This window comes from Burkholderia semiarida (assembly GCF_029268935.1).
GTDB lineage: Bacteria > Pseudomonadota > Gammaproteobacteria > Burkholderiales > Burkholderiaceae > Burkholderia > Burkholderia semiarida.
Genome location: NZ_JAHLCL010000008.1, coordinates 956,193 through 982,481, shown reverse-complemented (window position 1 = coordinate 982,481; position 26,289 = coordinate 956,193). Strand labels below are relative to the sequence as shown.

General features: G+C 67.8%; 23 protein-coding genes. 6 read left to right on the top strand and 17 right to left on the bottom strand.

All coding sequences use genetic code 11. The annotated features are described in order from the left end of the window. Positions 1-14: 14 nt before the first annotated feature. The 7 genes from hpaI to KPB06_RS27660 all read right to left on the bottom strand — a co-directional run bounded on the left by hpaI (position 15) and on the right by KPB06_RS27660 (position 6,000). On the bottom strand, positions 15-821 hold the full coding sequence (gene hpaI / locus KPB06_RS27690) for a 4-hydroxy-2-oxoheptanedioate aldolase (protein ID WP_275905873.1): 807 nt from the start codon (positions 819-821) through the stop codon (positions 15-17). A gap of 12 nt (positions 822-833) precedes the next feature. Then, positions 834-1,637 carry a 2-oxo-hept-4-ene-1,7-dioate hydratase gene (gene hpaH, locus KPB06_RS27685; RefSeq protein ID WP_059574589.1) on the bottom strand — a complete coding sequence of 268 codons (804 nt, stop codon included), beginning with the start codon at positions 1,635-1,637 and terminating at the stop codon, positions 834-836. A gap of 20 nt (positions 1,638-1,657) precedes the next feature. Continuing rightward, positions 1,658-2,050, bottom strand: a complete 393-nt coding sequence (locus tag KPB06_RS27680) for a 5-carboxymethyl-2-hydroxymuconate Delta-isomerase (RefSeq protein WP_275905874.1) — start codon at positions 2,048-2,050, stop codon at positions 1,658-1,660. A gap of 44 nt (positions 2,051-2,094) precedes the next feature. After that, positions 2,095-2,943 carry a 3,4-dihydroxyphenylacetate 2,3-dioxygenase gene (hpaD, locus tag KPB06_RS27675; protein WP_275905875.1) on the bottom strand — a complete coding sequence of 283 codons (849 nt, stop codon included), beginning with the start codon at positions 2,941-2,943 and terminating at the stop codon, positions 2,095-2,097. Positions 2,944-3,059: 116 nt separating this feature from the next. Then, positions 3,060-4,523, bottom strand: coding sequence for a 5-carboxymethyl-2-hydroxymuconate semialdehyde dehydrogenase (gene hpaE / locus KPB06_RS27670; protein ID WP_124658091.1), 1,464 nt, complete (start codon positions 4,521-4,523; stop codon positions 3,060-3,062). 26 nt (positions 4,524-4,549) lie between these two features. After that, on the bottom strand, positions 4,550-5,314 hold the full coding sequence (locus KPB06_RS27665; RefSeq protein ID WP_089465553.1) for a fumarylacetoacetate hydrolase family protein: 765 nt from the start codon (positions 5,312-5,314) through the stop codon (positions 4,550-4,552). Further along, a complete protein-coding gene (locus tag KPB06_RS27660; protein WP_099317378.1) occupies positions 5,311-6,000 on the bottom strand; it encodes a fumarylacetoacetate hydrolase family protein in 690 nt (229 codons plus the stop codon). The genes KPB06_RS27665 and KPB06_RS27660 overlap by 4 nt, the downstream gene beginning before the upstream one ends. 152 nt (positions 6,001-6,152) lie before the next feature. Between KPB06_RS27660 and hpaR the strand changes: the two genes are divergently transcribed. Further along, entirely contained in the window at positions 6,153-6,593 is a 441-nt protein-coding gene (gene hpaR, locus KPB06_RS27655; protein WP_059574601.1) for a homoprotocatechuate degradation operon regulator HpaR, read from the top strand. 55 nt (positions 6,594-6,648) lie between these two features. Here hpaR and KPB06_RS27650 read toward each other — a convergent pair whose 3' ends face one another. After that, a complete protein-coding gene (locus KPB06_RS27650) occupies positions 6,649-7,860 on the bottom strand; it encodes an SDR family oxidoreductase (protein ID WP_059574603.1) in 1,212 nt (403 codons plus the stop codon). A gap of 649 nt (positions 7,861-8,509) precedes the next feature. On the opposite strand from KPB06_RS27650, the gene KPB06_RS27645 reads away from it, so the two are divergent. Together KPB06_RS27645 and KPB06_RS27640 are read left to right on the top strand one after the other, a co-directional pair. Further along, the gene (locus tag KPB06_RS27645) at positions 8,510-8,857 is read left to right on the top strand and encodes a DUF3564 family protein (protein ID WP_275905876.1); all 348 of its coding nucleotides are present in this window, start codon (positions 8,510-8,512) and stop codon (positions 8,855-8,857) included. Between the two features lie 416 nt (positions 8,858-9,273). Continuing rightward, on the top strand, positions 9,274-11,136 hold the full coding sequence (locus tag KPB06_RS27640) for a peptidoglycan D,D-transpeptidase FtsI family protein (RefSeq protein WP_275905877.1): 1,863 nt from the start codon (positions 9,274-9,276) through the stop codon (positions 11,134-11,136). A 27-nt stretch (positions 11,137-11,163) separates the two neighbouring features. On the opposite strand, the gene KPB06_RS27635 is transcribed toward KPB06_RS27640, so the two are convergent. From KPB06_RS27635 to KPB06_RS27620, 4 genes are all read right to left on the bottom strand, one after another. Continuing rightward, the gene (locus tag KPB06_RS27635) at positions 11,164-12,879 is read right to left on the bottom strand and encodes a cation:proton antiporter domain-containing protein (RefSeq protein ID WP_059574609.1); all 1,716 of its coding nucleotides are present in this window, start codon (positions 12,877-12,879) and stop codon (positions 11,164-11,166) included. A gap of 211 nt (positions 12,880-13,090) precedes the next feature. Then, on the bottom strand, positions 13,091-14,503 hold the full coding sequence (locus tag KPB06_RS27630) for a c-type cytochrome (protein WP_059574611.1): 1,413 nt from the start codon (positions 14,501-14,503) through the stop codon (positions 13,091-13,093). Next, positions 14,500-16,278 (bottom strand): GMC family oxidoreductase, encoded by a 1,779-nt coding sequence (locus KPB06_RS27625; protein WP_059574613.1) that lies wholly within the window; start codon positions 16,276-16,278, stop codon positions 14,500-14,502. Before KPB06_RS27625 ends, KPB06_RS27630 begins: the two co-directional genes overlap by 4 nt. After that, positions 16,278-17,018, bottom strand: coding sequence for a gluconate 2-dehydrogenase subunit 3 family protein (locus KPB06_RS27620; protein ID WP_059574615.1), 741 nt, complete (start codon positions 17,016-17,018; stop codon positions 16,278-16,280). The genes KPB06_RS27625 and KPB06_RS27620 overlap by 1 nt, the downstream gene beginning before the upstream one ends. A 461-nt stretch (positions 17,019-17,479) precedes the next feature. Between KPB06_RS27620 and KPB06_RS27615 the strand changes: the two genes are divergently transcribed. After that, positions 17,480-17,605 (top strand): RNA 2'-phosphotransferase family protein, encoded by a 126-nt coding sequence (locus KPB06_RS27615; protein WP_275905878.1) that lies wholly within the window; start codon positions 17,480-17,482, stop codon positions 17,603-17,605. Between the two features lie 76 nt (positions 17,606-17,681). On the opposite strand, the gene KPB06_RS27610 is transcribed toward KPB06_RS27615, so the two are convergent. Further along, entirely contained in the window at positions 17,682-18,098 is a 417-nt protein-coding gene (locus KPB06_RS27610) for a DUF3995 domain-containing protein (RefSeq protein ID WP_124859152.1), read from the bottom strand. 281 nt (positions 18,099-18,379) lie between these two features. On the opposite strand from KPB06_RS27610, the gene ald reads away from it, so the two are divergent. Continuing rightward, the gene (gene ald, locus KPB06_RS27605; RefSeq protein WP_275920560.1) at positions 18,380-19,495 is read left to right on the top strand and encodes an alanine dehydrogenase; all 1,116 of its coding nucleotides are present in this window, start codon (positions 18,380-18,382) and stop codon (positions 19,493-19,495) included. A 45-nt stretch (positions 19,496-19,540) separates the two neighbouring features. Here ald and polX read toward each other — a convergent pair whose 3' ends face one another. The 4 genes from polX to KPB06_RS27585 all read right to left on the bottom strand — a co-directional run bounded on the left by polX (position 19,541) and on the right by KPB06_RS27585 (position 24,422). Beyond that, positions 19,541-21,298 carry a DNA polymerase/3'-5' exonuclease PolX gene (gene polX / locus KPB06_RS27600; protein WP_275905880.1) on the bottom strand — a complete coding sequence of 586 codons (1,758 nt, stop codon included), beginning with the start codon at positions 21,296-21,298 and terminating at the stop codon, positions 19,541-19,543. A gap of 148 nt (positions 21,299-21,446) precedes the next feature. Then, positions 21,447-21,839, bottom strand: a complete 393-nt coding sequence (locus KPB06_RS27595) for a TraR/DksA family transcriptional regulator (RefSeq protein ID WP_059574623.1) — start codon at positions 21,837-21,839, stop codon at positions 21,447-21,449. A gap of 382 nt (positions 21,840-22,221) precedes the next feature. Next, the gene (locus KPB06_RS27590) at positions 22,222-23,628 is read right to left on the bottom strand and encodes an undecaprenyl-phosphate glucose phosphotransferase (protein WP_226222307.1); all 1,407 of its coding nucleotides are present in this window, start codon (positions 23,626-23,628) and stop codon (positions 22,222-22,224) included. Between the two features lie 11 nt (positions 23,629-23,639). Next, complete coding sequence (locus tag KPB06_RS27585; RefSeq protein WP_059639360.1) at positions 23,640-24,422, bottom strand: Crp/Fnr family transcriptional regulator; 783 nt, start codon at positions 24,420-24,422, stop codon at positions 23,640-23,642. A gap of 918 nt (positions 24,423-25,340) precedes the next feature. On the opposite strand from KPB06_RS27585, the gene KPB06_RS27580 reads away from it, so the two are divergent. Continuing rightward, positions 25,341-26,123: a Crp/Fnr family transcriptional regulator gene (locus KPB06_RS27580; protein WP_179231773.1), complete on the top strand. Its 783-nt coding sequence runs from the start codon at positions 25,341-25,343 to the stop codon at positions 26,121-26,123. Positions 26,124-26,289: the final 166 nt, after the last annotated feature.

The following is a 26,289-nucleotide window of genomic DNA, read 5'->3' as shown; positions in this document are numbered from 1 at the left end:
CGCCCGCCGCCGCGTCAATACGTGCCGTCGCCCTTCTTCGCGGCGGCGTCGCCGCCCTTCTTGAACTGCGCCGCAAGCCGCTCCGCGCTCCTCGCCAGCAGCGTCGTATCGACACCGACCGCGACGAACAACGCGCTCGCTTCCAGATAGCGCCGCGCGGCCGCTTCATCCGCGCTCAGGATGCCCGGCGCCTTGCCGGCCGCCTTGATCGCGCGGATCGCGCCGTCGATCGCGGCCTGCACATCGGGGTGGCCTGGATTGCCGAGATGCCCGAGATCGGCGGCCAGATCGGCCGGGCCAATGAACACGCCATCGACACCGTCGACCCGCGCAATCGCATCGATCGCGTCGAGCCCGGCCCGCGTCTCGACCTGCACGAGCACGGCCATCTCGTCGTTCGCGCGATGCAGGTACTCGCCGACGCGATTCCACCGCGATGCGCGCGCGAGCGCGCTGCCGACGCCGCGGATTCCGTGCGGCGGATAACGGGTCGCGGCCACCGCCGCACGCGCCTCGTCCGCGTTCTGCACCATCGGCACGAGCAGCGTTTGCGCGCCGAGATCGAGCACCTGCTTGACGATCACCGGATCGTTCCACGGCACGCGCACGACCGGATGCGACGGATACGGCGCGATCGCCTGCAGTTGCGCGAGGATCGTCGGCACCGTGTTCGGTGCATGCTCGCCGTCGATCAGCAGCCAGTCGAAACCGGCGCCCGCGACCACTTCCGCGCTGTAGGGATTCGCGAGGCCGAGCCACAGGCCGATCTGCGCGTCGCCGCGCGCGAGCGCGGCCTTGAAGATATTCGACGGAATCCGCATCGTTCGCTCACCTCACTCGAAGTAGCACTGGATCGTCCCGAGCGGGCCGTAGTCGACGCTGAACGTATCGCCCGCACGCGCCGCGCAGGGCCGCGTAAACGACCCGCCGAGCACGATCTGCCCGGGCTCCAGCGCGACGTCGAAACGCGACAGCCTGTTCGCGAGCCACGCGACGCCATTCGCCGGATGGTTCAGCACGCCGGCCGCGACACCGGTTTCCTCGACCACGCCGTTGCGCGACATGATCGCCGCGACCCAGCGCAAATCGACGTCCCGCGGGCGCACCGGCCGGCCGCCGATCACCACGCCCGCGTTCGCCGCGTTGTCGGCGATCGTGTCGAACACCTTGCGCGGCCGCTTCGTATCGGGGTCGATCGACTGGCTGCGCGCGTCGATGATCTCGAGCGCCGGCACGACGTAATCGACCGCGTCGTACACGTCGAAGATCGTGCAGTTCGGGCCGGTGAGCCGCTTGCCGAGCACGAATGCGAGTTCGACTTCCACACGCGGCACGATGAAGCGGCCGGTCGGTATCGTGCCGCCGTCCTCGAAGAACATGTCGTCGAGCAGCGCGCCGTAGTCGGGCTCGTCGATCTGCGACGTGTTCTGCATCGCCTTCGACGTGAGGCCGATCTTGTGCCCCTTCAGCGTGCGGCCTTCCGCGAGCTTGAGCGTCACCCACGCGCGCTGGATCGCATACGCGTCGTCGATCGTGATGTCGGGATGGTCGAGCGAGATCTGGCGGATCTGCGTGCGCGCGCGCTCGGCGTCGTGCAGACGGTGCGCGAGCTGGTCGATGATGGCGGGTTCGAGCATGGTCGGATCGAAAATGGGTTTCAGCCGGCCCGCTTGTAGCGGGCGTGAATGTTGTTGTGCTTGTACGAGCCGCTTTCGCTGAACTCGATCAATTCCATCGACAGAGCAAGATAACGCTTCGCGTACAGCTCGGCGAAATGGGCCTTGATCGCGTCGAACAGCGTGTCGCATGCGGCTTGCTTCGTTTCGTCGCTGCGGCCCGCGCCGATCTTCAGTGTCACGTGGACGAACGCGTCGTCCTCCGCGCCGTCGGCGATGCAGTAGTCGTGCAGCTCGATCGCGCGCGAACGAATGCCGCCGGTCGGGAACACGCCGCCCTGCGCGATGAGCGTCGCGTTGATCGTGCGCAGCAGCGCGGGAATGCGTGCGTCGTCGCGGATGTTCGCGGTGTATTCGACGACGATGTGTGGCATGGCAAGTCTCCGGTCGGATTCGAAGTCGTGGTGCGCGGCAATGCTCAGGGCAGCGGGAAGATCGCGTTGATCTGCCCGGTGCCCGAGCTCGCGAAATAGTCGGTGACGATCTCGACGGGCTTGTCGTAGCGATCCCAGCCGAGCAGCCCGAGCAGCATCGCGGTGTCGTGCATGCCGCCTTCGCCGTGGCAATGCACGTTGTACTCGGGCAGCATCGCGCAAAACGTCCTGAAATCGCCCTGCTTCCACAGTTCGACCACGCGCAGGTCGACCTGCCGGAAGAATTCGCGACTGATCTGGTGGATCGATTCCTCGGGGCTGCCGTTGTCGTTGAAGCGGTGCGACAGCGAACCGCTCGCGAGGAACGCGACGTTCGAATCGCTCTTCTCGATCGCTTCGAGCAGCGCCTCGCCGAAGCGCCGGCTCTCGTCGAGTTGATGCCACATGCACCAGCCGGCGATCGACACGACCTTGAAGTGCTGGTCGCCATTCATGTAGCGCATCGGCACGAGCGTGCCGTACTCGAGTTCGAGGCTGTCGATCTCGTGCGCGCGCGTCGCGATGCCGCGCTCGGTGGCGGTTTCGGCGATCAGCCGGCCGAGCGCCGGGTTGCCCGGGTACGCGTACTGCATGTCGCGGATGAAATGCGGCAGCTCGTTGCTCGTATAGGTGCCGGCGAACCGCGCATTGCAGTTCACGTGATAGCCCGCGTTGACGAGCCAGTGCACGTCCGACACGACGATCGTATCGACGCCGAGCGCGCGGCAGCGCTCGCCGATCAGCCGGTGGCCGCGGATCGCCGCTTCACGGCAGCCGTGATGCTTGCCGGGCAGTTCCGACAGGTACATCGACGGCACGTGCGTGATCTTCGCGGCGAGGGACAGTTTGCCCATCGTTCAAGTCTCCCAGTCGGCCGGAGTTAGCGCTTTAGCGGTTACTCCGGCCCCATGCTTGGCCGGCGTGCAGGCCAAGGAATCGTTCGTTCTTGCGGCGACACCACCCGCTTCCGTCACACGCCCCAGCGCGGAATGTGATGCGAACCCATCGAAATGCACACGTTCTTGATCTCCGCGAACACCTCGAAACTGTACTCGCCGCCCTCGCGCCCGGTGCCCGATTCCTTCACGCCGCCGAACGGCTGGCGCAGGTCGCGCACGTTCTGGCTGTTCACGAACACCATCCCGGCCTCGATGCCGCGCGCGAGCCGATGCACCTTGCCGACGTCCTGCGTCCAGATGTACGACGCGAGGCCGTACGACGTGTCGTTCGCGAGCCGCAGCCCTTCGTCTTCGTCCTCGAACGGGATGACGCACGCGACCGGCCCGAAGATCTCTTCCTGCGCGATGCGCATCCGGTTGTCGACGTCGGCGAATACGGTCGGCCGCACGAAGTTGCCGTTGCGCAGATGGTCGGGCAGCCCGGCCGGCTTGTCGGCGCCGCCCGCGACCACGCGCGCGCCTTCCTGCTCGCCGATGCGGATGTAGCCCGTCACCTTTTCCCAGTGCTGGCGCGTGATCATCGCGCCGAGATTCGTGCCCGGATCCGCTGGATCGCCGACCACCAGGTTGTTCGCGCGGCGTGCGAATTCCTGCACGAAGCGGTCGTAGATCGTGCGCTGCACGAAGATCCGCGAGCCGGCAGTGCAGCGTTCGCCGTTGATCGAGAAGATCGTGAACAGCGACGCGTCGAGCGCGCGGTCGAAATCGGCGTCGTCGAAGATCAGCACCGGCGACTTGCCGCCAAGCTCCATCGAATACTTCTTGAGGCCCGCGCGCTCCATGATCCGCTTGCCGGTGACGGTACCGCCGGTAAACGACACCGCGCGCACGTCCGGATGGCGCACGAGCGCGTCGCCGGCCGTCGCGCCGTAACCCTGCACGACGTTCAGCACGCCCGGCGGGATGCCGGCTTCGAGCGCGAGCCGGCCGAGCTGGTCGGCCGTCAGCGGCGACAGCTCCGACATCTTCAGCACGGCCGTGTTGCCGAGCGCGAGGCACGGCGCCGTCTTCCACGTGGCCGTCATGAACGGCACGTTCCACGGCGACACCAGCGCGCATACGCCGACCGGCTGGTACAGCGTGTAGTTCAGCATCTGGTCGTCGACCGGATAAGTGCGGCCGTTCATCTGCACGCATACTTCGGCGAAGAAGTTGAAGTTCTCGGACGCGCGCGGAATCAGCTGCTTGCTCGTCTGCGCGATCGGCAGGCCGGTGTCCTGCGTCTCCAGCGCGGCGAGCATCGGCACGTTCTTCTCGATCAGCTCGCCGAGCCTGCGCATCAGCTTCGCGCGCTCCTTCGCCGGCGTGTTCGCCCATTTCGGGAACGCTTCCTTCGCCGCGCGCACGGCCGCGCCGACCTCGGCCTCGCCGCCCGACGCGACGTCGGTGATGACTTCACCCGTCGCCGGGTTCAGCGTCGTGAAGGTGTCGCGGCTCTCCACTTCGCGGCCGCCGATCCAGTGCTTGATGGTCATGTGCTCTCCTTCCTTGGGCGACGGCCTCAGCCGGCGCGATAGTAGTCCGCTTCGCCGACGATCGTGTTCACGAGCCGGCCGATCCCTTCGATTTCGGTCACGACCTCGTCGCCCGGCTTCGTGTCGGCCAGCCCCTCGGGCGTGCCGGTCAGGATCAGGTCGCCCGGCGAGAGCGTCATGAAGCTGCTGATGTGCTCGATCAGCGCCGGCACGTCGAACACCATGTCGCGCGTGCTGCCGCGCTGCGTCTCGCGGCCGTTCACCGTCGTGCGCAGCGTGAGGTCGCCCGCGTCGCCGATCTCGTCGCGGCTGACGAACCACGGCCCGAGCGGCGTGCAGGTGTCGCGGTTCTTCACGCGCAGGTTCGGCCGGTAGTAGTTCTCGAGATAGTCGCGGATCGCGTAGTCGTTCGCGACCGTATAGCCGGCCACGTAGTCGATCGCCTGCGCGCGGCTCACGTGGCGCGCGGGCCGGCCGATCACGACGGCCAGTTCGCACTCGTAGTGCATGTGCGCGGCGTCCGCCGGGCGCACGGTCAGCGACCGGTGGCCGATGAACGTGTTCGGCCCCTTCAGGAAAATCAGCGGTTCGCTCGGTGCGTTGAACGCGAGTTCCTTCGCGTGGTCCGCATAGTTCAGCCCGAGCGCGAACGTCGTGCGGGGCGCGACGGGCGGCAGCCATGCCACCGCGTCCTCGGCCACCACGCGCCCCGTATCGAGGCGGATCGCGCCGTCGCCGGCCGGTTCGGCCGCGTGGAGTGCGCCGTTGTAGATCACGCGCGCCGTCTTCATCGTGCTTCCTCCGCCATCAGCGTATGCCGCAACGTGCCGATGCCGGCCGCGGCGATCTCGATCGTGCTGCCCGCGCGGGCACGCGGTGCGCCGCCCGCGACGCCGAGCAGCAGCACGTCGCCCGCGTCGAACGACATGAAGGCCGTCACGTCGGCGATCAGCGCGCGCACCGGGCGAATCAGCGTCGCGGTCGACGCGGCCGCGGCCACCGCGCCGTCGATCCGCACCGTCAGGCCGATCGCGTCGACATCGGCGAGCGCGGCGGCCGGCACGATCGCCGGGCCGAGCGGGCAGAAGCCGTCACGGCACTTGAAGCGCACGGCCGGACGGTAGTAGTCGGGATGCGGCACCGACACGTCGCTCGCGAGCGTGAAGCCGTGCACGTAGTCGAGCGCCTGCGCGGCCGGCACGCGCGTCGCACGCCGCGCGAACACGACGGCCACCGATGCGCCGATCTCCAGCGCGTCGACGCCGGCCGGCACGACGACGGCGGCGCCGTCGGCCGCATGCGTGTTGGCGGATTTGATGTACAGGATCGGCGCCTGCGGCGGGCGGCCGTAAGGCGGCGCGTTCACGGCGTCGCCGAGCGCGTCGAGCGCCGCGCGCTCGTTGAGCAACGCGCCGTAGACGGTACCGATGGCGACCGGCAACGGCGGCGCCGCGGCGTTCGTGCAAGACAGCTCCATGCGTCGTTCCCCTGCCGCGCGTCGCGGCGCATCGTCAATAGTTAATATCTTAAGTAAACAATCGTGCGCTGGCAACCTCGATTACCCTGATACGCGAAATTCATCAGCTTCGGCTGTTAAGATTGATGCGTCCCCGACCTCTGCCCACCCCGATGAACCGTACGCTCGACCATCGCAACCTGGCCATGCTGCTGCTCGAGGCCCGCGAAACGCTGATGGGTCTGTTTCGCCCCATTCTCAAGGAATTCTCGCTGACCGAACAGCAATGGCGGATCATCCGCGTGCTCGACGGCGAACCGGCGCAGGCGCTCGAAGCCGGGCAGATCGCGAAACGCTGCTGCATCCTGAGCCCGAGCCTGACCGGCGTGCTGGAACGGATGGAGCGCGACGGCCTGATCACGCGCACGCGCGCGCAGGAGGATCAGCGCCGGCTGCTGGTCAGCCTGACGCCGCAAAGCAGGAAACTGGTGACGGAAATCGGTCCGCGCATCGACGAGCAATACCGGCAACTCGAGTCGCGGTTCGGCGAGGACGGCCTCGAGGACATCTACCGCGCGCTCGACCGGCTCATCGAGCTCGGCAGCGACGCGTGACGGCGGCGCCCGCTTCCGCGGCCTGCGGGAACGGGCGCCGGTGCGGCGCGGACGATCAGTGGAACGCGCCGCGCATCAGTTCGGTCACGGCCACGCCGCGCGACGTGCGCATGCACTCCTCGACGTAATCGATGAACGGCAACGGTTCGAAATCGATTTCATCGCGCACGCGGCGATTGTCGAATACGCGATCGACCGTCGCGAATTCCCCGCAGCGCTGCAGCGCCCGGCCGATCACGCGCTCCAGGGCCGGATCGCGGCGCCCGAGCACGTCGCGCACGACGAGCGGCAGTTCGGCCGGCGCGCATGCCGCGTAGCGCGGCGCCCCGGTCATTCCCGCCGCCTCGTCCATCGCGCGCACGATCTGCGCGACCTGCGGCGCCTCGTCGCCGGCCGACACGTGATAGACGTCATGCGCGAGCGTCGGCTTGACGGCCAGCAGCATCGTCGCGCGCGCCACGTCGTCCACCGACACGATGTCGATGCGCGTCATCGGCCGCGCGGTGAAGCGGCGCGCCGCATGCGCGAGCCGGAACATCCAGAACGAATTCGGCGCGGGCCGCGTGCCGAGCACCGTGTGGCCGACCACGTGCGACGGCCGCACGACGACGAGCGGCAGCCCGAGCGCGCGCAGGCGCTGCTCCGTTTGCGCCTTCGCGTGCAGGTAGTCGGCCGCGAGCACCGCACCCGGCAGGCCTTCAGCGCCCGGCGCGGCATCGTTGCCCGCGGCGCGTTCCGCTTCCTCCTGCACGATCCCGCCGCGGCCCGCGTGCGCGTAGGCCGTGCCGACGTACACGAAGCGCTGCAGGCGCGGCGCGCGCGCAAAGCGTTCGGCGAAGCGCACCGCATCGGCGATGTCGGCCTGCAGGTGCGCGCCGTCGGCCGGCGATGCGTGGCCCGCGCAGTGAATCACGTGCGTCGCGCCGGCCAGGCGCGGCGCGTCGGCGCCGTGCCACACGTCGCCGAGCGCGCCGACGATCACGTTCGCTTCGGTCAGGCGCGATGCCCAGTACGGCGCGAGCCCCGCGCGCAGCGCGGCTTCACGCAGCCGCGCGACCGCATGGCCGCGGTCCTGCGCGCGCACGACGCACACCACGCGTTCGAGCAGCCCTGCATTGACGAGCGCCGTCAGCACGGTACTGCCGATGAAGCCCGTGGCGCCGGTCAGCACGAGCCGGCCGACGTTCGCCGCCGCGACCGGCGCGCTGGCCGGCGACACGAGGCTCGTGCGCCAGTTGAGCGACAACGCGGTTTTCCAGATCAGCACGATAGTCTCCTTCGAAGAATCGGCCGGGCGGCGCGGCGCCCGCGGTTGCGGGCCGGCGCACGGCTCAGCGGCCGGGCCGGGGCTGACGCGCGCCCCGGCGGCTCCCGATCGGGCGGACGCCCTGCGATCGCGTCGATCGCGCGCTGGCACGAGGCGGCGGCAGCCGGCGCGGACGGGCGTCCGCGCATGGGATCGGGAAGTGCCCAGTGTGGGGCTCGAACGCGTGCAAGTCTGTCCCGAAAGTTTCGTGAAAGTGTGCAGATTTGTACGCGATTGTCGGAGTGTGTCGTGCCGGCCGCCGCGTCGGAACGCTGAAACGTTCGGTGCGGCTGTGTTCGGGCGGTGCCCGACGGCGCCGGGCGGCCCCGATTCGAACGCGGCCGGCGCGCGACAGATCGACGCGGGCGGCCGCCCCGTCATCCCATCTCTTGACCGCCGCGCGTGTCCGGCCGGGCGCCGCGATCGCCGCTATCGCCCGTGTGTGCTGACGCATCGGGAATGACCATGCATCGTCAGACGTCCTTTCATCTGAAACCGAAATGGACGCAATACGGATTTATTGCGGTTTATCACTTGCGTTTCACACCAGTCTATCTAGACTGTTCAAGTCAAATCGGTCGAACGTTTCAACTTTTCAGGAGCGGATCCAATGCGCCTCACCATTCGGATTAATGGCAGCGAATCGGCAACCCGGCATTCCTTCGCGGTCTTGTGGGTCGATACCGACGAGGGACTGTGGTCGCGCGAGGCACATCAGGGCATCGACCTTCCGACCTGGGGCAAGGTCCGCGACGTGCAGGGCTCGATGGCGCTCTGCGCGGCCGACAGCGGCAATGCCGTCTGTCAATTGAAGGGGCTGTCGTTCGACGCGATGCGGCGCGAACAGGGCCCCGCCGTGCTCGCCGGCGAGCATCCCGCAGGCGCTTGGCGGCTGCAGGCGGTCGATACCTGCACGACCCAGCCGGAATACCGCGAATTTATTTCCGTGGCCCGATAGGTATTATTGACCTGAATCGTCTGCGGTTTTCGGGTTTATTCCGACATCCACGATATTCATTTCGATATTCAGCATGAATGGCGCCTCGGCTCGAGGCGCTTTTCATTTTCGAGATTAAAGAAATAACCGGAACACGGGCAATTGATCGCGTGCGGGGCAATCGCGATCGATCGATGCCGGTCACCCCGTGCCCCGCCTCGGCGCACGGCGAATCGTCCGTGTTTCCCCGCCGCAGCCGCCGCCGCATTCCGTTACGGCGCCGCCCTGCCCCCTTTTCGCTCCATTCTCGGGATCACCTACCATTCGCCTTTTTGCGGGGCCGGAACATACTTTCCCCACACGTTGTTTACTCATTTATTACAATCGCATTATTCAGACTGACCCGCCGCCGTCCGGCGGCCCGACCCGGCCTTTGCATGAGCGTGAAAAAAAAGACCCACCCCGCCGATCCGTACGCCGCGGCGACCAAGAATCCGATGCTCGCGTCGCGGCTTCCGATGTGGCGCTCCCGGCTGATCGTGGTCGTCGTGTTCCTCGCGTTCGCCGCGTTGATCGCCCGCGCTTTCTGGGTGCAGGTCGCGAACCAGGATTTCTACGTCGGCCAGGGCCAGAAGCGTTACCAGCGCACGATCGAGCTCGACGCGATGCGCGGGCGCATCGTCGACCGCAACGGCGCGATGCTCGCGGTCAGCCTGTCGACCTATGAAATCTGGGCGAACCCGAAACAGGTCGCCGACACCGATTATCCGCAGATCGCGAAGCTGCTCGACATGCCGCTCGTCGAGGTGAAGCGGCGTCTCGGCAACGACAAGACGTTCGTGCTGCTCAAGCGGCAGGTCGATGCGGATACCGCGAGCCGGCTCGACAAGCTCGCGATCGACGGCATCACGCAGATCGCCGATTCGAAGCGTTTCTACCCGGAAGGCGAATCGGCCGCGCACGTGGTCGGCTTCACGAACGTCGAGGACAAGGGCCAGGAAGGCGTCGAGCTGGCGGCGAACGCGCGCCTGCAAGGCACGTCCGGCCAGCGCGAGGTGATTCGCGACCGGCTCGGCCGCATCGTGTCGGACACGCGCCCGCTCGTGCCCGCGCAGCACGGCGCGACGATCGAACTGACGATCGACCGCCGCATCCAGCAGCTCGCCTTCAGCCAGCTCAAGGCGGCCGTGATCGAAAACAACGCGGTGGCCGGCAGCGTCGTCGTACTCGACGCGCAGAACGGCGAGATTCTCGCGCTCGCGAACTATCCGACCTTCGACCCGAACGATCGCGCCCGCCTCACCGGCCAGCAATTGCGCAACCGCGCGGTGGTGGACACGTTCGAACCGGGCTCGACGATCAAGCCGCTCGTCGTCGCGCTGTCGATCGACGAGCGCAAGGTCACGCCGAACACGATCATCAACACGTCGCCGGGCACCTACAAGATCGGCCCGGCCGTGATCCACGACACGTCGAACCACGGGCCGCTGACGGTGTCGCAGGCGCTGCAGAAGTCGAGCAACGTCGCGCTCGCGAAACTCGCGCTGAACCTGCCCGCCGAAACGATCTGGAACAAATACCAGGAATACGGGATCGGCCGCGCGCCGGAACTGACGTTCCCCGGCGTCGCGTCGGGCCGGCTGCGCGGCTACAAGCGCTGGCGGCCGATCGAGCAGGCGACGATGGCGTACGGCTACGGGCTTTCGATGTCGCTGCTGCAGATCGCGCAGACCTACACCGCCTATGCGGGCGACGGCACGCTGCATCCGGTGTCGCTGCTGAAGAACGGCACCGACCAGCAGACGATCGACGCGCACCGCGGCCACCGCGTGACGTCGCCGCAAACGGCCGCCGCGATCCGCTCGATGCTCGAGATGGCGGTGGGTGAAGGCGGCACGGGGCGCCGCGCGCGCGTCGACGGCTACCGGATCGGCGGCAAGACGGGTACCGCGCGCAAGCAGGTCGGCGCGAGCTACGCGAAGGGCAAGTACCGCGCGCTGTTCGCGGGGATGGCGCCGATGAGCAACCCGCGCCTGATCGTCGCGGTGATGATCGACGAGCCGCGCGGCAAGGGCTACTACGGCGGCACGGTGGCCGGCCCGGTGTTCGCGTCGGTCACGAGCGGCGCGCTGCAGTTGCTCGGCGTGCCGCCCGATGCACCGGTCGAACCGGAAGAGAATGCGCCGGCGAAGGCCGGCGCGCCGCAGAAGACGGTCGCGGCGCCGAAACCGGCGGCGCCGGCAACGACGGCCGCGCAGTCCACCCGCCCCGCGCCCGCGAAAGTGGCCGCCGCAGGCTGACGAAGCCAGGCGCGCCGCCGCGCGCCGTCAATGCGCGGCCGCGACCGGCTTCGCCATCCGGCCGAGCACGTGCTCGGTCATCCCGCGCGCGAGTTCGGTCTCGCCCATGAACACGGTGCCGATACCCTCGTTCGACAGCAGCGCGGCCTCGTCGCCGCTGTTCGTGCAGAGCACGACCTCGAGCGTCGGGTTGAGCGTGCGCGAGATCTCGACGATCTGCCGCACGTCGAATACGTCGGGCAGCGTGACGACCAGCATCCCGGCGCGGGCGATATGCGCCTGCACGAGCACGATCGGCTCGATCGCGTCGCCCGACACGGCCGCGATGCCGTCCGCGCGCAGCTTCTCGACGAGCTCGCGATTCTGCTCGACGACGACATACGCAATCGAGCGCTCGTCCAGCGCATGCGCGATCCGCGTGCCGACCTTGCCATAGCCGACGATCACGACCTGCCCGGTCAGGTGCGTCTGCGGCGTCGACATCGGCAGCGCGGCGAGCGGATCGTCGCGCGCCTCGAGCTTGCGCGCGAACGCCGAATGCTTGCGGATCCATGCGAGCGCCGGATCGATCATCGCGAACAGCAGCGTATTCATCGCGATCGAGATCAGCGCGACCGCGAGAATCAGGCTCTGCCCCTCGGCCGATAGCAGCCCGAGCGCGCGGCCGAGCCCCGCGAGGATGAACGAGAATTCGCCGATCTGCGCGAGGCCGGCCCCCACCGTCAGCGCGGTATTCAGCGGATAGCGGAACGCGATCACGAGCGCGACGGCCGCGAGCGTCTTGCCGATCAGCACGATGCCCGCGACCTCGATCACGTGCAGCGGCTCGTCGAGCAGCACCTTCGGGTCGAACAGCATGCCGACCGAGATGAAGAACAGCACCGAGAACGCATCGCGCAGCGGCAGCGTTTCGTCGGCCGCGCGCCGGCTGAATTCCGATTCGCGCATCATCATCCCGGCGAAGAAGGCGCCGAGCGCGAACGACACGTCGAACAGCTTCGCGGCGCCGAACGCGATGCCGACCGCGGCCGCGATCATGCACAGCGTGAACAGCTCGCGCGAGCCCGTGCGCGCGACGAGCCACAGAATGCGCGGGAACACGCGCTTGCCGACCACCAGCATCAGCGCGATGAACGCGGCGACCTTCAGCATCGTGACGCCGAGCGTGCCCCACACGCTGCCGCCGGCCGCCTGCGCGTCGCCGGGCGGCGTGCCGCCGAGCAGCCCCGCCACCGGCGGCAGCAGCACCAGCACGAGCACCATCACGAGATCCTCGACGACCAGCCAGCCGACCGCGATGCGCCCGTTGACCGTCTCGACGAGCCCGCGCCCCTCGAGCGCGCGCAGCAGCACGACAGTGCTCGCGACCGACAGCGCCAGCCCGAACACGAGCGCCGCACCGAGGCTCCAGCCCCAGGTGAGCGCCAGCCCGCCGCCGAGCAGCGTCGCGACGGTGATCTGCACGATGGCGCCCGGCAGCGCGATCTTGCGCACCGCGAGCAGATCGCCGAGCGAGAAATGCAGGCCGACGCCGAACATCAACAGCATCACGCCGACTTCGGCGAGTTGCTGCGCGAGCGACAGGTCGCCGACGAAGCCGGGCGTGCCGGGGCCGATCACGATCCCGGCGAGCAGATAGCCGACGAGCGGCGGCATTTTCAGCAGCGACGCGAGGTAACCGAAAATCATCGCGAGACCGAAACCGGCCGCGAGCAACGCAATCAGGCTGACGTCATGAGGCATCCCCCCTCCCAAGCTCTTGTAACGATTTAGTAAGGTTCAAGAGTGAAAGGATACGGGATGAGGCGGAAGAATGGCGCGCGGCCGCGAAAATTTCACGCGGCGGCGCGGGTTGGCGGGGCGCGACCCCGGCGAAGACCGAGGCGTCACGGGCCCGGTCACGCATCGACGCGGACCGGGTGACGGGCGGGGCCGGCGCCCCGCCGCCGCGCCGTCAGCGGGACGCTTGCGGGAACCGCGCGCCCGGCGGCGGCTCGGGCCGCGTCGACGGCACGCTCTTGCGCACCTTCGCGACCTGCGCGGCCGTCACCGGCGCACCCGTGTTGCCCCAGCTCGTGCGCACGAAGTTCGACACGTCCGCGACTTCCTGATCCGACAGGCGCCAGCCGAACGGCGGCATCGTGAAGGTCGACGGCGCGGTGCGCGTGCCCTGCAGCGCGCTGCCTTCCAGCACGACGTGAATCAGCGACGTCGGATCGTCGCCCTGCACCACCGGGTTGCCGGCGAGCGCCGGGAACACGCGCGTGTAGCCGTGGCCGTCGCTGCGGTGGCAGGCCATGCAGTTGTCGCGATAGACGGCCGCGCCCGGCTTGCTCGCGTCGCCCATCTGCAGCGCCTTCGCCGCGGCCGCGTCGTACACGTGCGGCTGCTCGCCCTGCACGCGCGGCGGCAGCGTCTTCAGGTAGCGCGCGATCGCGTTCAGATCGTCGTCGGTCATGTGCTGCATGCTGTGGCCGACCACGTCCGTCATCCCGCCGAACGCGGCCGTGCGCAGCGTACGGCCCGTCTTCAGGAACTGTACGATCTCGGTTTCGCTCCACGTGCCGAGGCCCGTGCGCGGCTCGCCGCGCAGGCTCGTCGGCACCCAGCCGTCGATCGCCGCGCCGCCGGCCAGGAAGTCGAGGCCGTCCGCGTCGGTCAGCCCGCGCTCCTGCATCGTCGGCGCGCGCGGCGTGTGGCACGCGCCGCAGTGGCCGAGGCCCTGCACGAGATACGCGCCGCGTGCGACCGCCGGGTCGCTGTACGACGCCGCGTCGAACGGCTTCGGCGACGGCGCGAACATCTTGCGCCAGATGCCGAGCGGCCAGCGCATCGACAGCGGCCACACGATGTCGACCGCGCGGTTCTCGTGCTCGACCGGCGCGACGCCGTGCATGAAGTATGCGTACAGCGCCTTCATGTCGTCGTCGGTCAGCCGCGAATACGACGGGAACGGCATCGCCGGATACATCGTGTCGCCGTTCTTGCGCACGCCTTCGCGCACCGCGCGGGTGAAGTCCTCGTAAGTCCAGCCGCCGAGGCCCGTCTTCGGATCCGGCGTGATGTTCGTCGAGTAGATCGCGCCGATCGGCGTGTCGAACTTCAGGCCGCCCGCGAACGGCTTGCCGCCGCTCGCGGTGTGGCATGCGATGCAGTCGCCGGCGCGGGCGAGGTATTCGCCGCGCTTGATCAGGGCCGCGTCGGCGGATTGGGCGGCCGGTGCGACCGCCGGGCCGGAGGCTGCTGCGGGGGCCGCCGGTTGCGCAAGCGCCGCCGAGCCCGCGAAGCCGAACGCGGCCCAGGCTGCACCGGCCGCCAGCGCGCGCGACATCCGGCGCGCGACGTTGTGGTTCATCGTCCTCTTCATGCGGTCACCAGCGGGGCGGGATTTTTCAGGTACTGCTCGCGGATCGCACGTGCCGACCAGTAGGCCAGCGCCGCGATGATCCCGGTCGGGTTGTAGCCGATGCCCTGCGGCAGCGCGGACGCGCCCATCACGAACACGTTGTGCACGTCCCAGCACTGCAGGTAGCGGTTCAGCACGCTCGTCTTCGGGTCGGTGCCCATGATCGCGCCGCCGACGAGATGGGTGGTCTGGTACTGGCGCGAGTCGAAGTGCTTGCCGAACTCGCGCGTCGACACGCCGATCGCCTTCGGCCCCATCGCCTCCGCGATCTTCTTCATCTGCCCGGTCACGTACTGCGCCATCCTGATGTCGTTGTCCTTCCAGTCGAACGTCATCCGCAACAGCGGCTGGCCGTACGAATCGCGATAGGTCGGATCGAGGTCGAGATACACGTCGCGGTACGACATGTTGGTGCCATGCGCGTCCATCGAGATCGTGTGCGCGTAGTTGTCCTTAACGGCCTTCTTCCATGCCGAGCCCCATTGCGGCGTGCCGGGCGGCGTCGCGATGCCGCTGATCGGCTTCACGCCGGCCTGGTTCACCCACAGCGGCGAGCCGCCGACGAAGCCGAGCGGGCCGTGGTCGAAGTTGTCCGCGTTGAAATCGTCCACCGCGACGCCGTTGCCGCCCGCGCCGATGAACGGATTCGTGTAGGTGTCCTTGTCGAAGAACGCCTTGATCGTCGACAGGTTCTGGTACGCGAAATTGCGGCCGACCACACCTTCGCCCGAGATCGGATCGTACGGCTTGCCGATGCCCGACAGCAGCAGCAGGTGCACGTTGTGATACTGGAACGCGGCCACGATCACGAGATCGGCCGGCTGGTGCACTTCACGCCCGGCCGGATCGACGTAGGTCACGCCGGTCGCGCGCTTCTTCGTGTCGTCGAGATCGACGCGCAGCACGTGGCACTTCGAGCGCAGCTCGAAGTTCGGCGCCTGCTTCAGCGCCGGCAGGATGTTCAGGTTCGGCGACGCCTTCGAATACATGTAGCACGCGTAGCCGCTGCAATATCCACAGAAGTTGCACGGGCCCATCTGCACGCCGTACGGGTTCGTGTACGGGCCCGACGTGTTCGCGGACGGCAGCCGGTACGGATGCAGGCCGAGCGAGCGGGCCGCATCGAAGAAGCGCTGCGCCGAATACGTATTGAGCTGCGCGGGCAGCGGGAAGTGGTCGCTGCGGTTGGCCTCGAACACGTTGCCGTCGCCGACCACCTTGCCGCCGACCTTGTACGCCTGCCCCGACGTGCCGAACACCTTCTCGGCGAAATCGAAATGCGGCTCGAGCTCCTCGTAGGTCACGCCCGTGTCCTGGATCGTCATCCCTTCGGGGATGAACTTCTTGCCGTAGCGCTCTTCGTAGTGGCTGCGCAGGCGCAGCTCTTCCGGCGTGATCCGGAAGTGCACGCCCGACCAGTGCAGCCCCGCGCCGCCCACGCCTTCGCCCGGCAGGAACGCGGCGAGCTGCCGGTACGGCAGCGCGGTGTCCTGCAGCCCGTGGCGAATCGACACGGTCGTCTTCGACAGGTCGAGAAACAGCTTCTTGCGGATGTTGTAGGTCAGCTCGTCGATCGTGTTCGGGTACGCGCCGTCCGGGTAGGTGTCGCGATATTCGCCGCGCTCGAGCGCGACGACGTTCAAACCGGCTTCGGTCAGTTCCTTCGCGAGAATCGCGCCGGTCCAGCCGAACCCGACGATCACCGCGTCGACATGCGGCTTCTTGTCTGCGGCCATCAGCTGCGCTCCCCGTTGATCGAGACGGGGCCGTACGGATAGGGCTTGCCGCTCTGGTTGACGAAATCCATGAAGTCCGCGCGCGCGCCCGGGAAACCGATCATCTTCCACGCGGCCATGTCGCGATTGCCGCCATGCACCGGATCGCAGAAGTAGCCCTCTCGCGTGTTCTGCAGCAACTGGCCGAGAAACACGCCGGGCGGCACGTCGTCGATCTGCGCGCCGCCCTTCTCCAGCGCGCCGAGCACCGTGTCGCGCGTCGGCGCGTCGAGATCCGCGAACGCCTTGCCGTGCGCCTTTTCGCAATAGCGGTTGACGGCCGCGATGCCGAGCCGGTAGATGTCGCGCGGCACGAGCTTCAACTGGTAGCCGAGCTCGGGCACGCCCTGCTGGAACGGCCCCTGCATGTACCACGTCGCGCCGTGCGCATACGGTGTCTCCATCTGGCGATCGATGAATTCGGGCACGCCGGCTTCGAGCGCGCCGGGGCCTTCGGCATCGGCCGGAATCAGCCGGTCGACGGCGGCCTGGACGAACGCCCATTCCTTCGCATCGAAAAAGGTCGGCTTGTACGGCGCGCGCTCGGCGCCGGCCGACGCGGCGGATGCATTGCCGGCCGTCGTCGCGGACGGCGACGACGAGCGCAGGTCGCAGCCGGCGACCGACGCGATCGGCACGAGCGCGACCGACGTGCGCAGGAAACGGCGACGCGAATTGGGTTTGTCAGGTGGCGTGGACATGGTCGGATGTTGATCGTTGGGGATCGGGGTTCGGACGCGCGCATTCCGCATGCCGCGTGCCCGGCAGGCAGCCGTGCCGCACGCGGCCGGTCGCCCTGTTCTTTCGTGTGTTGCGCACAACCTCGATTGCAGGCGCCCGGCCGCGAGCCGCGGTGGCGCCGTCATTGCAGCCGCACCCCGCCCCGGTACCGGTGGCGCTGTGCGGATCGACCTCTTCGCGGGCCCTATCGTCGGACAAATACCGGCATCAGCCTGCATCTCTCCGTCATCGCCCATGACCCTTGTTCAACTTAGACGTCACGTCTGCCCACCGCAAGCGCAACGTGCACGACCCTCTTTCGGGTCCGGCGACGAGTGCGGCGAATTATATATGGAACCGGTTCCATTGGTAGAGGGATCGATGCAATTCAGTGCATCGAAATCAGCAACAATGGGAAATTGAGAAGCCGGAATGTGCAAGGATGGGAAGACGGCGGACGGCGCTGGCCGTCGGCGCGCGCTACGGCGTGCCCGTGATCCTCGAAGTCGATGCGCAGCGCATGCACCGGCAGGGCCATGCGTTCTTCGTCGCCGAAAACAGTGTCTGACTGACCGATGCCGTGCCGGCCGAATATCTCGAGTTGATCGATACGCGCGCCGAGTGAGCCGTGCGCCAGTCGCCATTCACCACGGCCAGAACATCGACGCGATCGACAACGCCAGCGCCGCGCACAACGGCGAGTAATACAGCGTGTCCATCCGCGCGAAACGCGACCCGCGGATCCGCTTGAAGAAGCCGACGTAGCGGAAATCGCCGACGGCCCGCACCGCGAAGATCAATGCGAGCGCAACGGCCGCGAATGCGATCGTGCATGGATGCGCGTTGCGCCCGAGCCAGCCGGCACGCACTGCGACCACGCACGCGCCGCCCAGCAGGGCCGCCGCGACGGCAAGCGTGCCGACGGCGGTCGGCCGCAGCAGCGGTACGCCGTCCTGCTCCGGAATGGCCGCACGCTTGCCCAGCCGCCCGCCGCACGCCCAGTAGACGTGCACCAGCGCGAGGGCGCAAAGCGTCGGCACGCTGAAATACGCACCGGTCATGTCGATCGATGTCCTCGTGTCGTTGTCTCGTCGTCTTGCCGAAAACGTTCGGCCCGCGACACGCATGACGATACCGAAACCCGATCACGCGCGCATTGCGACGTCCGGTCGCAACCGGTGGCCGCGCATGCTGCGCTGCAGTGCGCATGCATCGCGCGCAGGCCGCACGCTTGACTTCCGTCCGCGCGCTACTACCCTGTTATTCCAGTACTGCGGTCGGCACGCCGCCGCGCAACCGCCTGCCCGCACGACGACGATAACGAAGGCCATGGAGGCGACTCATGCTGGTCGGTGTGCCGAAAGAGATCAAGAACCACGAATACCGTGTCGGCCTCACGCCGGCCGGCGCGCGCGAACTCACGCGGCACGGCCATCGCGTGCTCGTGCAGCGCGGCGCGGGCACGGCGATCGGCCTGCTCGACGACGACTACGCGGCCGCCGGCGCATCGCTCAGCGACGGCGCCGACGAAATCTTCGCGCGGGCCGACATGATCATCAAGGTGAAGGAGCCGCAGCCCGCCGAGTGCGCGATGCTGCGGCGCGGCCAGATTCTCTACACGTACCTGCATCTCGCGCCCGATCCCGATCAGGCCGCCGCGCTCGTGAAATCCGGTGCGGTGTGCATCGCGTACGAAACCGTGACGGGCCCCGGCGGCGGCCTGCCGCTGCTCGCGCCGATGAGCGAAGTCGCCGGCCGCATGTCGATCCAGGTCGCGGCGACCCACCTCGAAAGCCCGCGCGGCGGCCGTGGCCTGCTGATGGCCGGCGTACCGGGCGTGCCGGCCGCGCACGTCGTCGTGCTCGGCGCGGGCGTCGTGGGCACCGGCGCGCTGCAGATGGCGGTGGGCCTCGGCGCGCGCGTCACCGTGCTCGACAACAACGTGAACCGGTTGCGCCAGCTCGATCTCGTGTTCGCCAACCGGATCGCGACCGTCTGCTCGAATGCGCATACGGTCGACGAAGCCGTGCGCGATGCCGACGTCGTGATCGGCGCCGTGCTCGTGCCGGGCGCGTCGGCGCCGCGGCTCGTCACGCGCGACATGATCGCGACGATGCGCAAGGGGGCGGTCGTCGTCGACGTCGCGATCGACCAGGGCGGATGCTTCGAGACCTCGCATGCGACCACGCACGCGGCGCCGACCTTCGTCGTCGACGGCGTGGTCCACTACTGCGTCGCGAACATGCCCGGCGCGGTCGCGCGCACGTCCACCTTTGCGCTGAACAATGCGACGCTCGGCCATGCGCTCGCGCTCGCCGACAAGGGCTGGAAACAGGCGATGCTCGACGATCCGCACCTGCGCGCGGGCCTGAACGTGTGCGACGGCCACATCACGTACGAAGCCGTCGCGCAGGCGCTCGGGCTGCCGTACGTCCCGGCCACCGGCGTGCTGGCATGACCGTGCCGGCATGAACCGAACGCAACGCGGCCGGCCGCGTTACGTTCACGCGCCCTTCGACCGGCTCCGCTTGCCGCCGCCCATCGTGCGCGCCAGCAGCGGCCGCAGTTGCGCGAGCGTGCGCGTGTTCAGCACGTCGTGCCGCGTCAGCCAGCCGCGCCGCGCCTGGTCGACGCCGAACGCGAGATTGTCGAGTTCGTCCGCGCTGCATGCATCCGAACCGATCGCGACCGGCACGCCGGCCTTCGCGGCCTCGCGACACCAGACGTCCGGCAAGTCCAGGCGCCGCGGCTGAGCATCGAGTTCGACGAAACAGCCGCGCGCGGCAGCCTGCGCGAGCACGCGCGGCACATCGAGTTCGCAGGCGTCGCGCTCGCCGAGCATGCGACCGGTCGGATGCGCGAGAATCGTGAAATACGGATGGTCCATCGCGCGCAGCATGCGATCGGTCTGCACGCCGCGCGGCAGGTCGAAACCGTCGCGTACCGCGCCCACCACGAGATCGAGCCGGCCGAGCATCGCGTCGGGCACGTCCAGGCTGCCATCCTCGCGAATGCCCGCTTCCACGCCCTTGAGCAACACGAAATCGTCGAACGTCGCGTTGACGCGATCGATGTCGTCGAGCTGCCGCGCGAGCCACTCGAAGCCGCCGCGAGCGCCGTCGCCAGGCGGGACGCGATCGGTGACGGCCAGATACGCGAGCCCGCGCGCACGCGCGGCCGCGGCCATCGCGCGCAGGCCGTCGCGGCCGGCCGACACGTCGGTATGCGCGTGCAGGTCGCCATGCAGATGCTTGCGCTCCACCAGCGCCGGCAGCGTGCCGGCACGGGACGCATCGACCTCGCCGCGATCCTCGCGCAACTCGGGCGGCACCTCGTGCAGCCCGATGGCCGCGTAGACCGATGCCTCCGTCGCGCCGGCAATCCGCTCGTCGCCGCGAAACACGCCGTATTCGTTGATCTTCAGGCCGCCGGCCTGCGCGATCCTGCGCAGCGCGATGTTGTGCGCCTTCGATCCGGTGAAGTAGACGAGCGCCGCGCCGAACGCATCGGCATCGACGACGCGCAGGTCGACCTGCAACCCGTTGGCGAGCATCGCGCTCGACCGGGTCTTGCCGTGTGCGAGCACGCGCGCCACGTCGCCGTAGCCGACGAACGCGTCGGCGACCGCGGCAGCATCGCGTGCGGTGACGAGGATGTCGAGATCGCCGACCGTCTCGCGGCGGCGGCGGAAGCTGCCGGCCGGCACGGCCTTGCCGACACCGGCCACCGCACGCAGGCGTTCGAGCAACGGCGTCAGCGCATGCGCGGCGTCGGGCAGCAGGAAGCGTTGCGGCTCACGCTGCAGGCGATCGTCGATCGCCTCGATCAGATGGGCTTCGGTTTTCGCACCGAAGCCCGGCAGTTCGCGCACGTGCCCGCTCTTCGCTTCGGCGCGCAACTGCTCGAGCGAATCGACGTGCAGCGCGTCGTGCAGCGCCTTCACGCGTTTCGCGCCGAGCCCGGGCACGTCGAGCAGCGCGACGATCGCGCCCGGCAACGCATGACGCAAGGTTTGCTGCAGTTCGCAGGTGCCGGTCGCGGCGATCTCGCGCAGCTTCGACGCGAGATCGGCCCCGATCGACGGAATCTTCCCGAGATCGTCGCCGTTCGCGATCATCGTCGGGATATCGCGGCCGTAGTCGGCGATCGTGCGGGCGGCGTTGCGGTATGCCCGCACGCGAAACGGGTTGGCGCCCTGGATCTCGAGCATGTCGCCGATTTCGGCGAACACGGCCGCGCACTCCGCATTGTGGATCGGCATGATCGGCGTGCCCCCTTCCACGTGGATGGCGCCGCGCGCCGGCGCGACGGCGTCTGCCCGCCCGGCGCCGCGTGTCGACGGCACCGGGCGCCAGTTGGTCATCCTGCGCCGGCCGCCCGGCGCGTGCAGCGCGGTGGAAACCGCGACGTCAGAGCGACGCGCGCGGCGTCGTTGCGTAGCGGCGCTCGTAGAGCGACTGGCAATGCGTGCAGCGTTCGGCGGTCGGGCGCGCCAGCAGGCGCTCGTAGCCGACCGAGCCGTCGCAGTCGATGCATTCGCCGTAACTGCCGTCGCGCATCCGCCGCTGCGCGCGGCCGATCGCGCGCAGCTCGGTCAGCTTCATGCCGATCAACGCGTGATCGACGTCGACGAACAGATCGGCGTTCGCCTCGTCGCCCTCGTCCGGCGCCGCGCCGGCAAGGTCCGCATAGGATTCCAGCGCGCGCTGGTCCTCGCTCGCGCGGATCTCCGCACGCAGCGCCTGCTCGCTCTCGTTCAGCCGCTGTTTCAGCGTCTGCCGTTGTTGTTGGTCGAGCGACATGGCCGTCTCTCCTGTTCCGGGTTCCGCGCGAAAAAGTGAGGCGCGCGGTATCGCGCCGGTACGCGGCGCGCAGGCATGACCTGCGTCGCCGCATCCGGATGCGCGGCCGGACGTGCAGAACGCCGGACGCATTCGACGCAGGATAAACCCATTGAACATGCGTGTGTTGACCGGAATCAGCGTGCCGGTCACGCAGCGTCAGCGGTGAGGAAACTGGGGACGGACGCGCAATCCCGCCCTGCGGCTCGCGCCGCGCGGCCCGTCCGCGCAACCGCGGCGCAGCAATTTCCGCGCGGCCGCGCGCGTCTTCCCGTGCCCGCGAACCGGCATCAGGCCGTCGGTACGATCGCTCGCGCGGCGCCGACTCGATCATTCGTTTTCCTCAGAATGCATTGCGGCCGATGAAGCCGCGCACCACCGTCAGCAGGATGATCTTGATGTCGAACCAGAAGCTCCAGTTCTGCATGTAGAACAGATCGAACTTCACGCGCGCCGCCATCGCCTCGACCTTGCGCGTCTCGCCGCGATAGCCGTTCACCTGGGCCCATCCGGTGATGCCGGGCCGCACACGGTAGCGGTACATGTAGCAGTCGACCAGTTGCCGATAGAAGTCGTCGTGTTCGATCGCATGCGGGCGCGGGCCGACCACCGACATCTGCCCGAACAGCACGTTGAAGAACTGCGGCAGCTCGTCGAGCGAGGTGCGCCGCAGGAACGCGCCGACGCGCGTGATGCGCGCATCGTTGCGCGACGCCTGCCGCAGGACGCCCGGCTGCGCGCGATGCACGCGCATCGTCCGGAACTTCAGGATGTCGAACTCACGGCCGTCGACGCCCTTGCGGCGCTGCCTGAACAGCACGGGCCCGGGCGAAGACAGCTTGACCGCGATCGCGAGCATCGTCAGCAGCGGCAGCAATGGAATCAGCACGGCGAACGCGAACAGACGGTCGAACGCGAACTTCGCCCACAGCTCCGGCGCGGAGCGCGGCGTGGTCGCGAGATTGATCGCCGGCATGCCGAGCACGTCGGTCGCCGAGCGGTCGACGACCGCCATCTGCCGCACGTCGGGCAACAGCCGCAACTCGACGAACTCGTCGCGCAGTTCGCGCACGATGCGCTGGATCCGCCACTCGTGCGACATCGGCAGCGTGAGCCAGACCTCGTCGATGTCACCGCCGCGAATCCGGTCGCGCAACGCGTTCCAGTCGTCGATCACCGGCACGCCGCCGATGCCGCTCGCGGCGGCCGCCGCATCGTCGTCGAATACGCACGCGGCCACGAACGGGCCGTTCGGCGCAAGCTGCATCCGCTCGATCGCCACGCGCCCGTAGGCCGTCGCGCCGACGACGGCGACGCGGCGTTGCCGTGCGCGCGGGTCGCCGCGCGTCAGCGCGAGCGCCAGCAGCGCCGCGCGGCCGAGCAGCAGCGTCGCGTCGCCGGCCAGCACCGTTTGCACGATCCAGCGCGTCGTGACCGTGCCGCCGCGATTCATCATCCATACCGTGCCGGCCACCGTCAGCACGCTCGCGCACATCACCGCCACCAGCGTGTGCGTCAGCACGTGCGCGCCGCCCTGCACCGCCACGCCGCCGCGCACGGTGCGCAGGTAGCGCGGCAGCAGCGCCACCGTCAGCACGCACAGCAGCGCGATCGCGCCGCGCTGCGCGTCGGACAGCGCATGCCAGCCGAGGCCCCACGCCGCCTGTGCGGCGAGCGCCCCCGCCAGCACGAGCACGACGTCGGCCGCCGCGATCACGGCACGCCGCATCGCATTCGTTCCACCGGACATCGGCTGCATCGTCACGCACCGTGTGCCGGGAATCCGCGACGGCTCTCCAGCATGCGCGGGTGGACCGTCGCCGGCCTCGCATTCCCGCGCGTGCCGAGCAGCCGGCGATAGTCCGCGCGAATCAGGTCGTAGCATTCGCACGCATGATGTTCGAGGCCGTCGCGGTCGAGCACCGTGATGCGGCCGCGGCGCTGCCGGATCAGCCCGGCTTCCTGCAGGTTGCCGGCCGCCTCCGTCACACCCTCGCGCCGCACGCCGAGCATGTTCGCGATCGTCTGCTGCGTGACCGTTAGCTCGTCGCCGTCGATCCGATCATGCGCGAGCAGCAGCCAGCGGCTGAGCTGCTCGCTGACCGAGTGGTGGCGGTTGCACAGCGCGCTGCGCGAGATTTGCGCCATCGTTGCCTGGCAGGTGTTCAGCAGCAGCCGGTAGGTCTGCGGCGACCGCTCGAACTCGGCGCGCATCACGCAACTCGGCACGCGATAGGCCATTCCGCCGATGCGCACCTCGACCCGGCTCGACGCCGCGATGCCGCCCACCAGCGTCCCCAGCCCGACCACCCCCTCGCGGCCGACCACCGCCACCTCGACCATCGCACCGTCCTCCATCAGGTGCTGCACCGACATCATCGCCGTCGTCGGAAAGTGCAGATGACGCATCGGTTCGCCAACCCGATCGAGCATCCCGGCCTTGATCCTGACCAGTTCGAGATGCGGTGCGATGGTGCGGATGCTGTCCTCCGGGAGGGCAGCAAGGATGGCGTTCGCCGAGTAGCTCGAGTGAAGATGAAGCATGTCTGTATCCCTTTTATCGTCCGCGCCGCCTGCAGCCGCGTGCACGGAACTCGTTATCGCGATGCGCGTCCGGACATTGATGCGGTTGCGGCCCACAACCCCGAATCCGACTGACCATCGGCTTGTCATCGCCGGATTGAGTCCACTGCCACGTTTCGACACGCCAGCCCGAATAAGCGATTTACGTGCCAATACGCGTCCATCCTTAATATATGAATGACATTCGATTTAGAGCCCCCGAATAACCGGCCCCAAAAGCAAAAAAACGTCTCATTTCCGGACACTCGCCCACGCAACGGACACAGCAGGCATTCGATCGGTCAATCCCCATGCATCGGGCCGGCACGGTCGCGTGGGGCCACGATGCTTATCGTTCAAATACTTACAGCGGATTTTCAATTGTTTCCATGATGTGCAGCGCAGCATTCCCCGACGTCGGCGCGCCGCGCACGTTCGTTTCAAACTGTCTCAAATTTGAATCGGCACACTAATTCAGCCCTCTGTCGGTTAGCGCACATATCGCTTACAAGTTATTGATTCAATTGACAAATCAGGCGATCCCCATTTTTTTGTCAAACAATGTTCAATGACTTTCCGGCACTTCGCGGTACGATGCGCAACGTCGTTCGATTGATTCCCTGTCGGCATTGAATGACAAGCAAGCACACGATTCCATTTCCGGATGATTAATTTCAGGGAAACGAATCATTAAATCGGCATAACGTTTGCGGCCAATCTCAACCGTCAAACTTTGTGAAATGGCAGGATGCGCAATTATGTGAATTCAATTGCGTGCTAGCCTTTTTTGCGAGTATCGTCATTCGGTTTTTGATCAACAAAAGTCCGCACGGTCGTGCGAAATTTCCGTTCCGGAGTTCGCGCGGACGACGCGCGACCGTCATTCTGCGAGGATGCGCCGTGACTCATCAGGCTCCCGACGCCGTCGCGTATGCGAACGGCATGATCGAGCTTTCCCACAGCTTCGATGCCAACCGTTTTCTCGCGGCCATCGACCGCGACGAACTCGCCACGCTGACGCCCCACCTTCAACTCGTTCACCTGAAATCCGGGCAGGTGCTCTGCGAACCGGGCGAAATGCTCGCCGCCGTCTACCTGCCGGTCACGACCGCGATCTCGCTGCAGTACGTGTCGTCTGGCGGCATGACGCTGGAAGTCGCGGAGATCGGCAGCGAAAGCGTGGTCTGCGACGACGTGATCGGCGGCAGCGGCCAGATGCCGTGCCGGGCGCTCGCGTGCCGCGACGGGTTCGTCTACCGGCTCGACCGGCGCGTCTTCGCGGCCGCGTTCGATGCGTCGCCGGTGATCCGCCATCTCGTGTTCGTCTGCGTGCGGCTGCTGATGGCGCAGGTCTCGCAGATCACGTTCTGCAGCCGTCATCACGTGCTCAAACATCAGTTATGCAGATGGTTTCTGCTCGCGTTCGACCGCACCCGCAGTATCGAGATCCAGGTGACGCACAGCATGCTCGCGCAAATGCTCGGCGTACGGCGCGAAACGGTCACGGACGCCGCCGGCGAAATCCAGAAGCTCGGCCTGATCCGGCAATACCGCAGCTCGATCGAGCTCGCCGACCTCGGCGGCCTAGAAAAAATGTCGTGCGGCTGCCGCGCGATCGTGCGCGACGAGATGAAGCGCATCCTGTCGGCCGACTCGGGCGTGCCAGCAGCATCGCGCGCGTGACCGGCGTGCCGGACCGGGACGGCGCTTCGGCGCCGCACGCGTACCGGTTCAGCTGTTTGTAGGGTGGCGAACAGAACGCCGTGTCTGCCAGTGGTCTACTGATGCCGGACTGCCGGGGGGATGTCAGCGCATATCGCGCGTTCGCCCGAGCGGACGACACCACGCA

Bases quoted from the DNA above. Each gene is read 5' to 3' on its own strand.
- hpaI (WP_275905873.1), bottom strand. From the start codon at position 821: ATGCGGATTCCGTCGAATATCTTCAAGGCCGCGCTCGCGCGCGGCGAC.
- hpaH (WP_059574589.1), bottom strand. From the start codon at position 1,637: ATGCTCGAACCCGCCATCATCGACCAGCTCGCGCACCGTCTGCACGAC.
- KPB06_RS27680 (WP_275905874.1), bottom strand. From the start codon at position 2,050: ATGCCACACATCGTCGTCGAATACACCGCGAACATCCGCGACGACGCA.
- hpaD (WP_275905875.1), bottom strand. From the start codon at position 2,943: ATGGGCAAACTGTCCCTCGCCGCGAAGATCACGCACGTGCCGTCGATG.
- hpaE (WP_124658091.1), bottom strand. From the start codon at position 4,523: ATGACCATCAAGCACTGGATCGGCGGCCGCGAAGTGGAGAGCCGCGAC.
- KPB06_RS27665 (WP_089465553.1), bottom strand. From the start codon at position 5,314: ATGAAGACGGCGCGCGTGATCTACAACGGCGCACTCCACGCGGCCGAA.
- KPB06_RS27660 (WP_099317378.1), bottom strand. From the start codon at position 6,000: ATGGAGCTGTCTTGCACGAACGCCGCGGCGCCGCCGTTGCCGGTCGCC.
- hpaR (WP_059574601.1), top strand. From the start codon at position 6,153: ATGAACCGTACGCTCGACCATCGCAACCTGGCCATGCTGCTGCTCGAG.
- KPB06_RS27645 (WP_275905876.1), top strand. From the start codon at position 8,510: ATGCGCCTCACCATTCGGATTAATGGCAGCGAATCGGCAACCCGGCAT.
- KPB06_RS27640 (WP_275905877.1), top strand. From the start codon at position 9,274: ATGAGCGTGAAAAAAAAGACCCACCCCGCCGATCCGTACGCCGCGGCG.
- KPB06_RS27635 (WP_059574609.1), bottom strand. From the start codon at position 12,879: ATGCCTCATGACGTCAGCCTGATTGCGTTGCTCGCGGCCGGTTTCGGT.
- KPB06_RS27630 (WP_059574611.1), bottom strand. From the start codon at position 14,503: ATGAAGAGGACGATGAACCACAACGTCGCGCGCCGGATGTCGCGCGCG.
- KPB06_RS27625 (WP_059574613.1), bottom strand. From the start codon at position 16,278: ATGGCCGCAGACAAGAAGCCGCATGTCGACGCGGTGATCGTCGGGTTC.
- KPB06_RS27620 (WP_059574615.1), bottom strand. From the start codon at position 17,018: ATGTCCACGCCACCTGACAAACCCAATTCGCGTCGCCGTTTCCTGCGC.
- KPB06_RS27615 (WP_275905878.1), top strand. From the start codon at position 17,480: ATGGGAAGACGGCGGACGGCGCTGGCCGTCGGCGCGCGCTACGGCGTG.
- KPB06_RS27610 (WP_124859152.1), bottom strand. From the start codon at position 18,098: ATGACCGGTGCGTATTTCAGCGTGCCGACGCTTTGCGCCCTCGCGCTG.
- ald (WP_275920560.1), top strand. From the start codon at position 18,380: ATGCTGGTCGGTGTGCCGAAAGAGATCAAGAACCACGAATACCGTGTC.
- polX (WP_275905880.1), bottom strand. From the start codon at position 21,298: ATGCCGATCCACAATGCGGAGTGCGCGGCCGTGTTCGCCGAAATCGGC.
- KPB06_RS27595 (WP_059574623.1), bottom strand. From the start codon at position 21,839: ATGTCGCTCGACCAACAACAACGGCAGACGCTGAAACAGCGGCTGAAC.
- KPB06_RS27590 (WP_226222307.1), bottom strand. From the start codon at position 23,628: ATGTCCGGTGGAACGAATGCGATGCGGCGTGCCGTGATCGCGGCGGCC.
- KPB06_RS27585 (WP_059639360.1), bottom strand. From the start codon at position 24,422: ATGCTTCATCTTCACTCGAGCTACTCGGCGAACGCCATCCTTGCTGCC.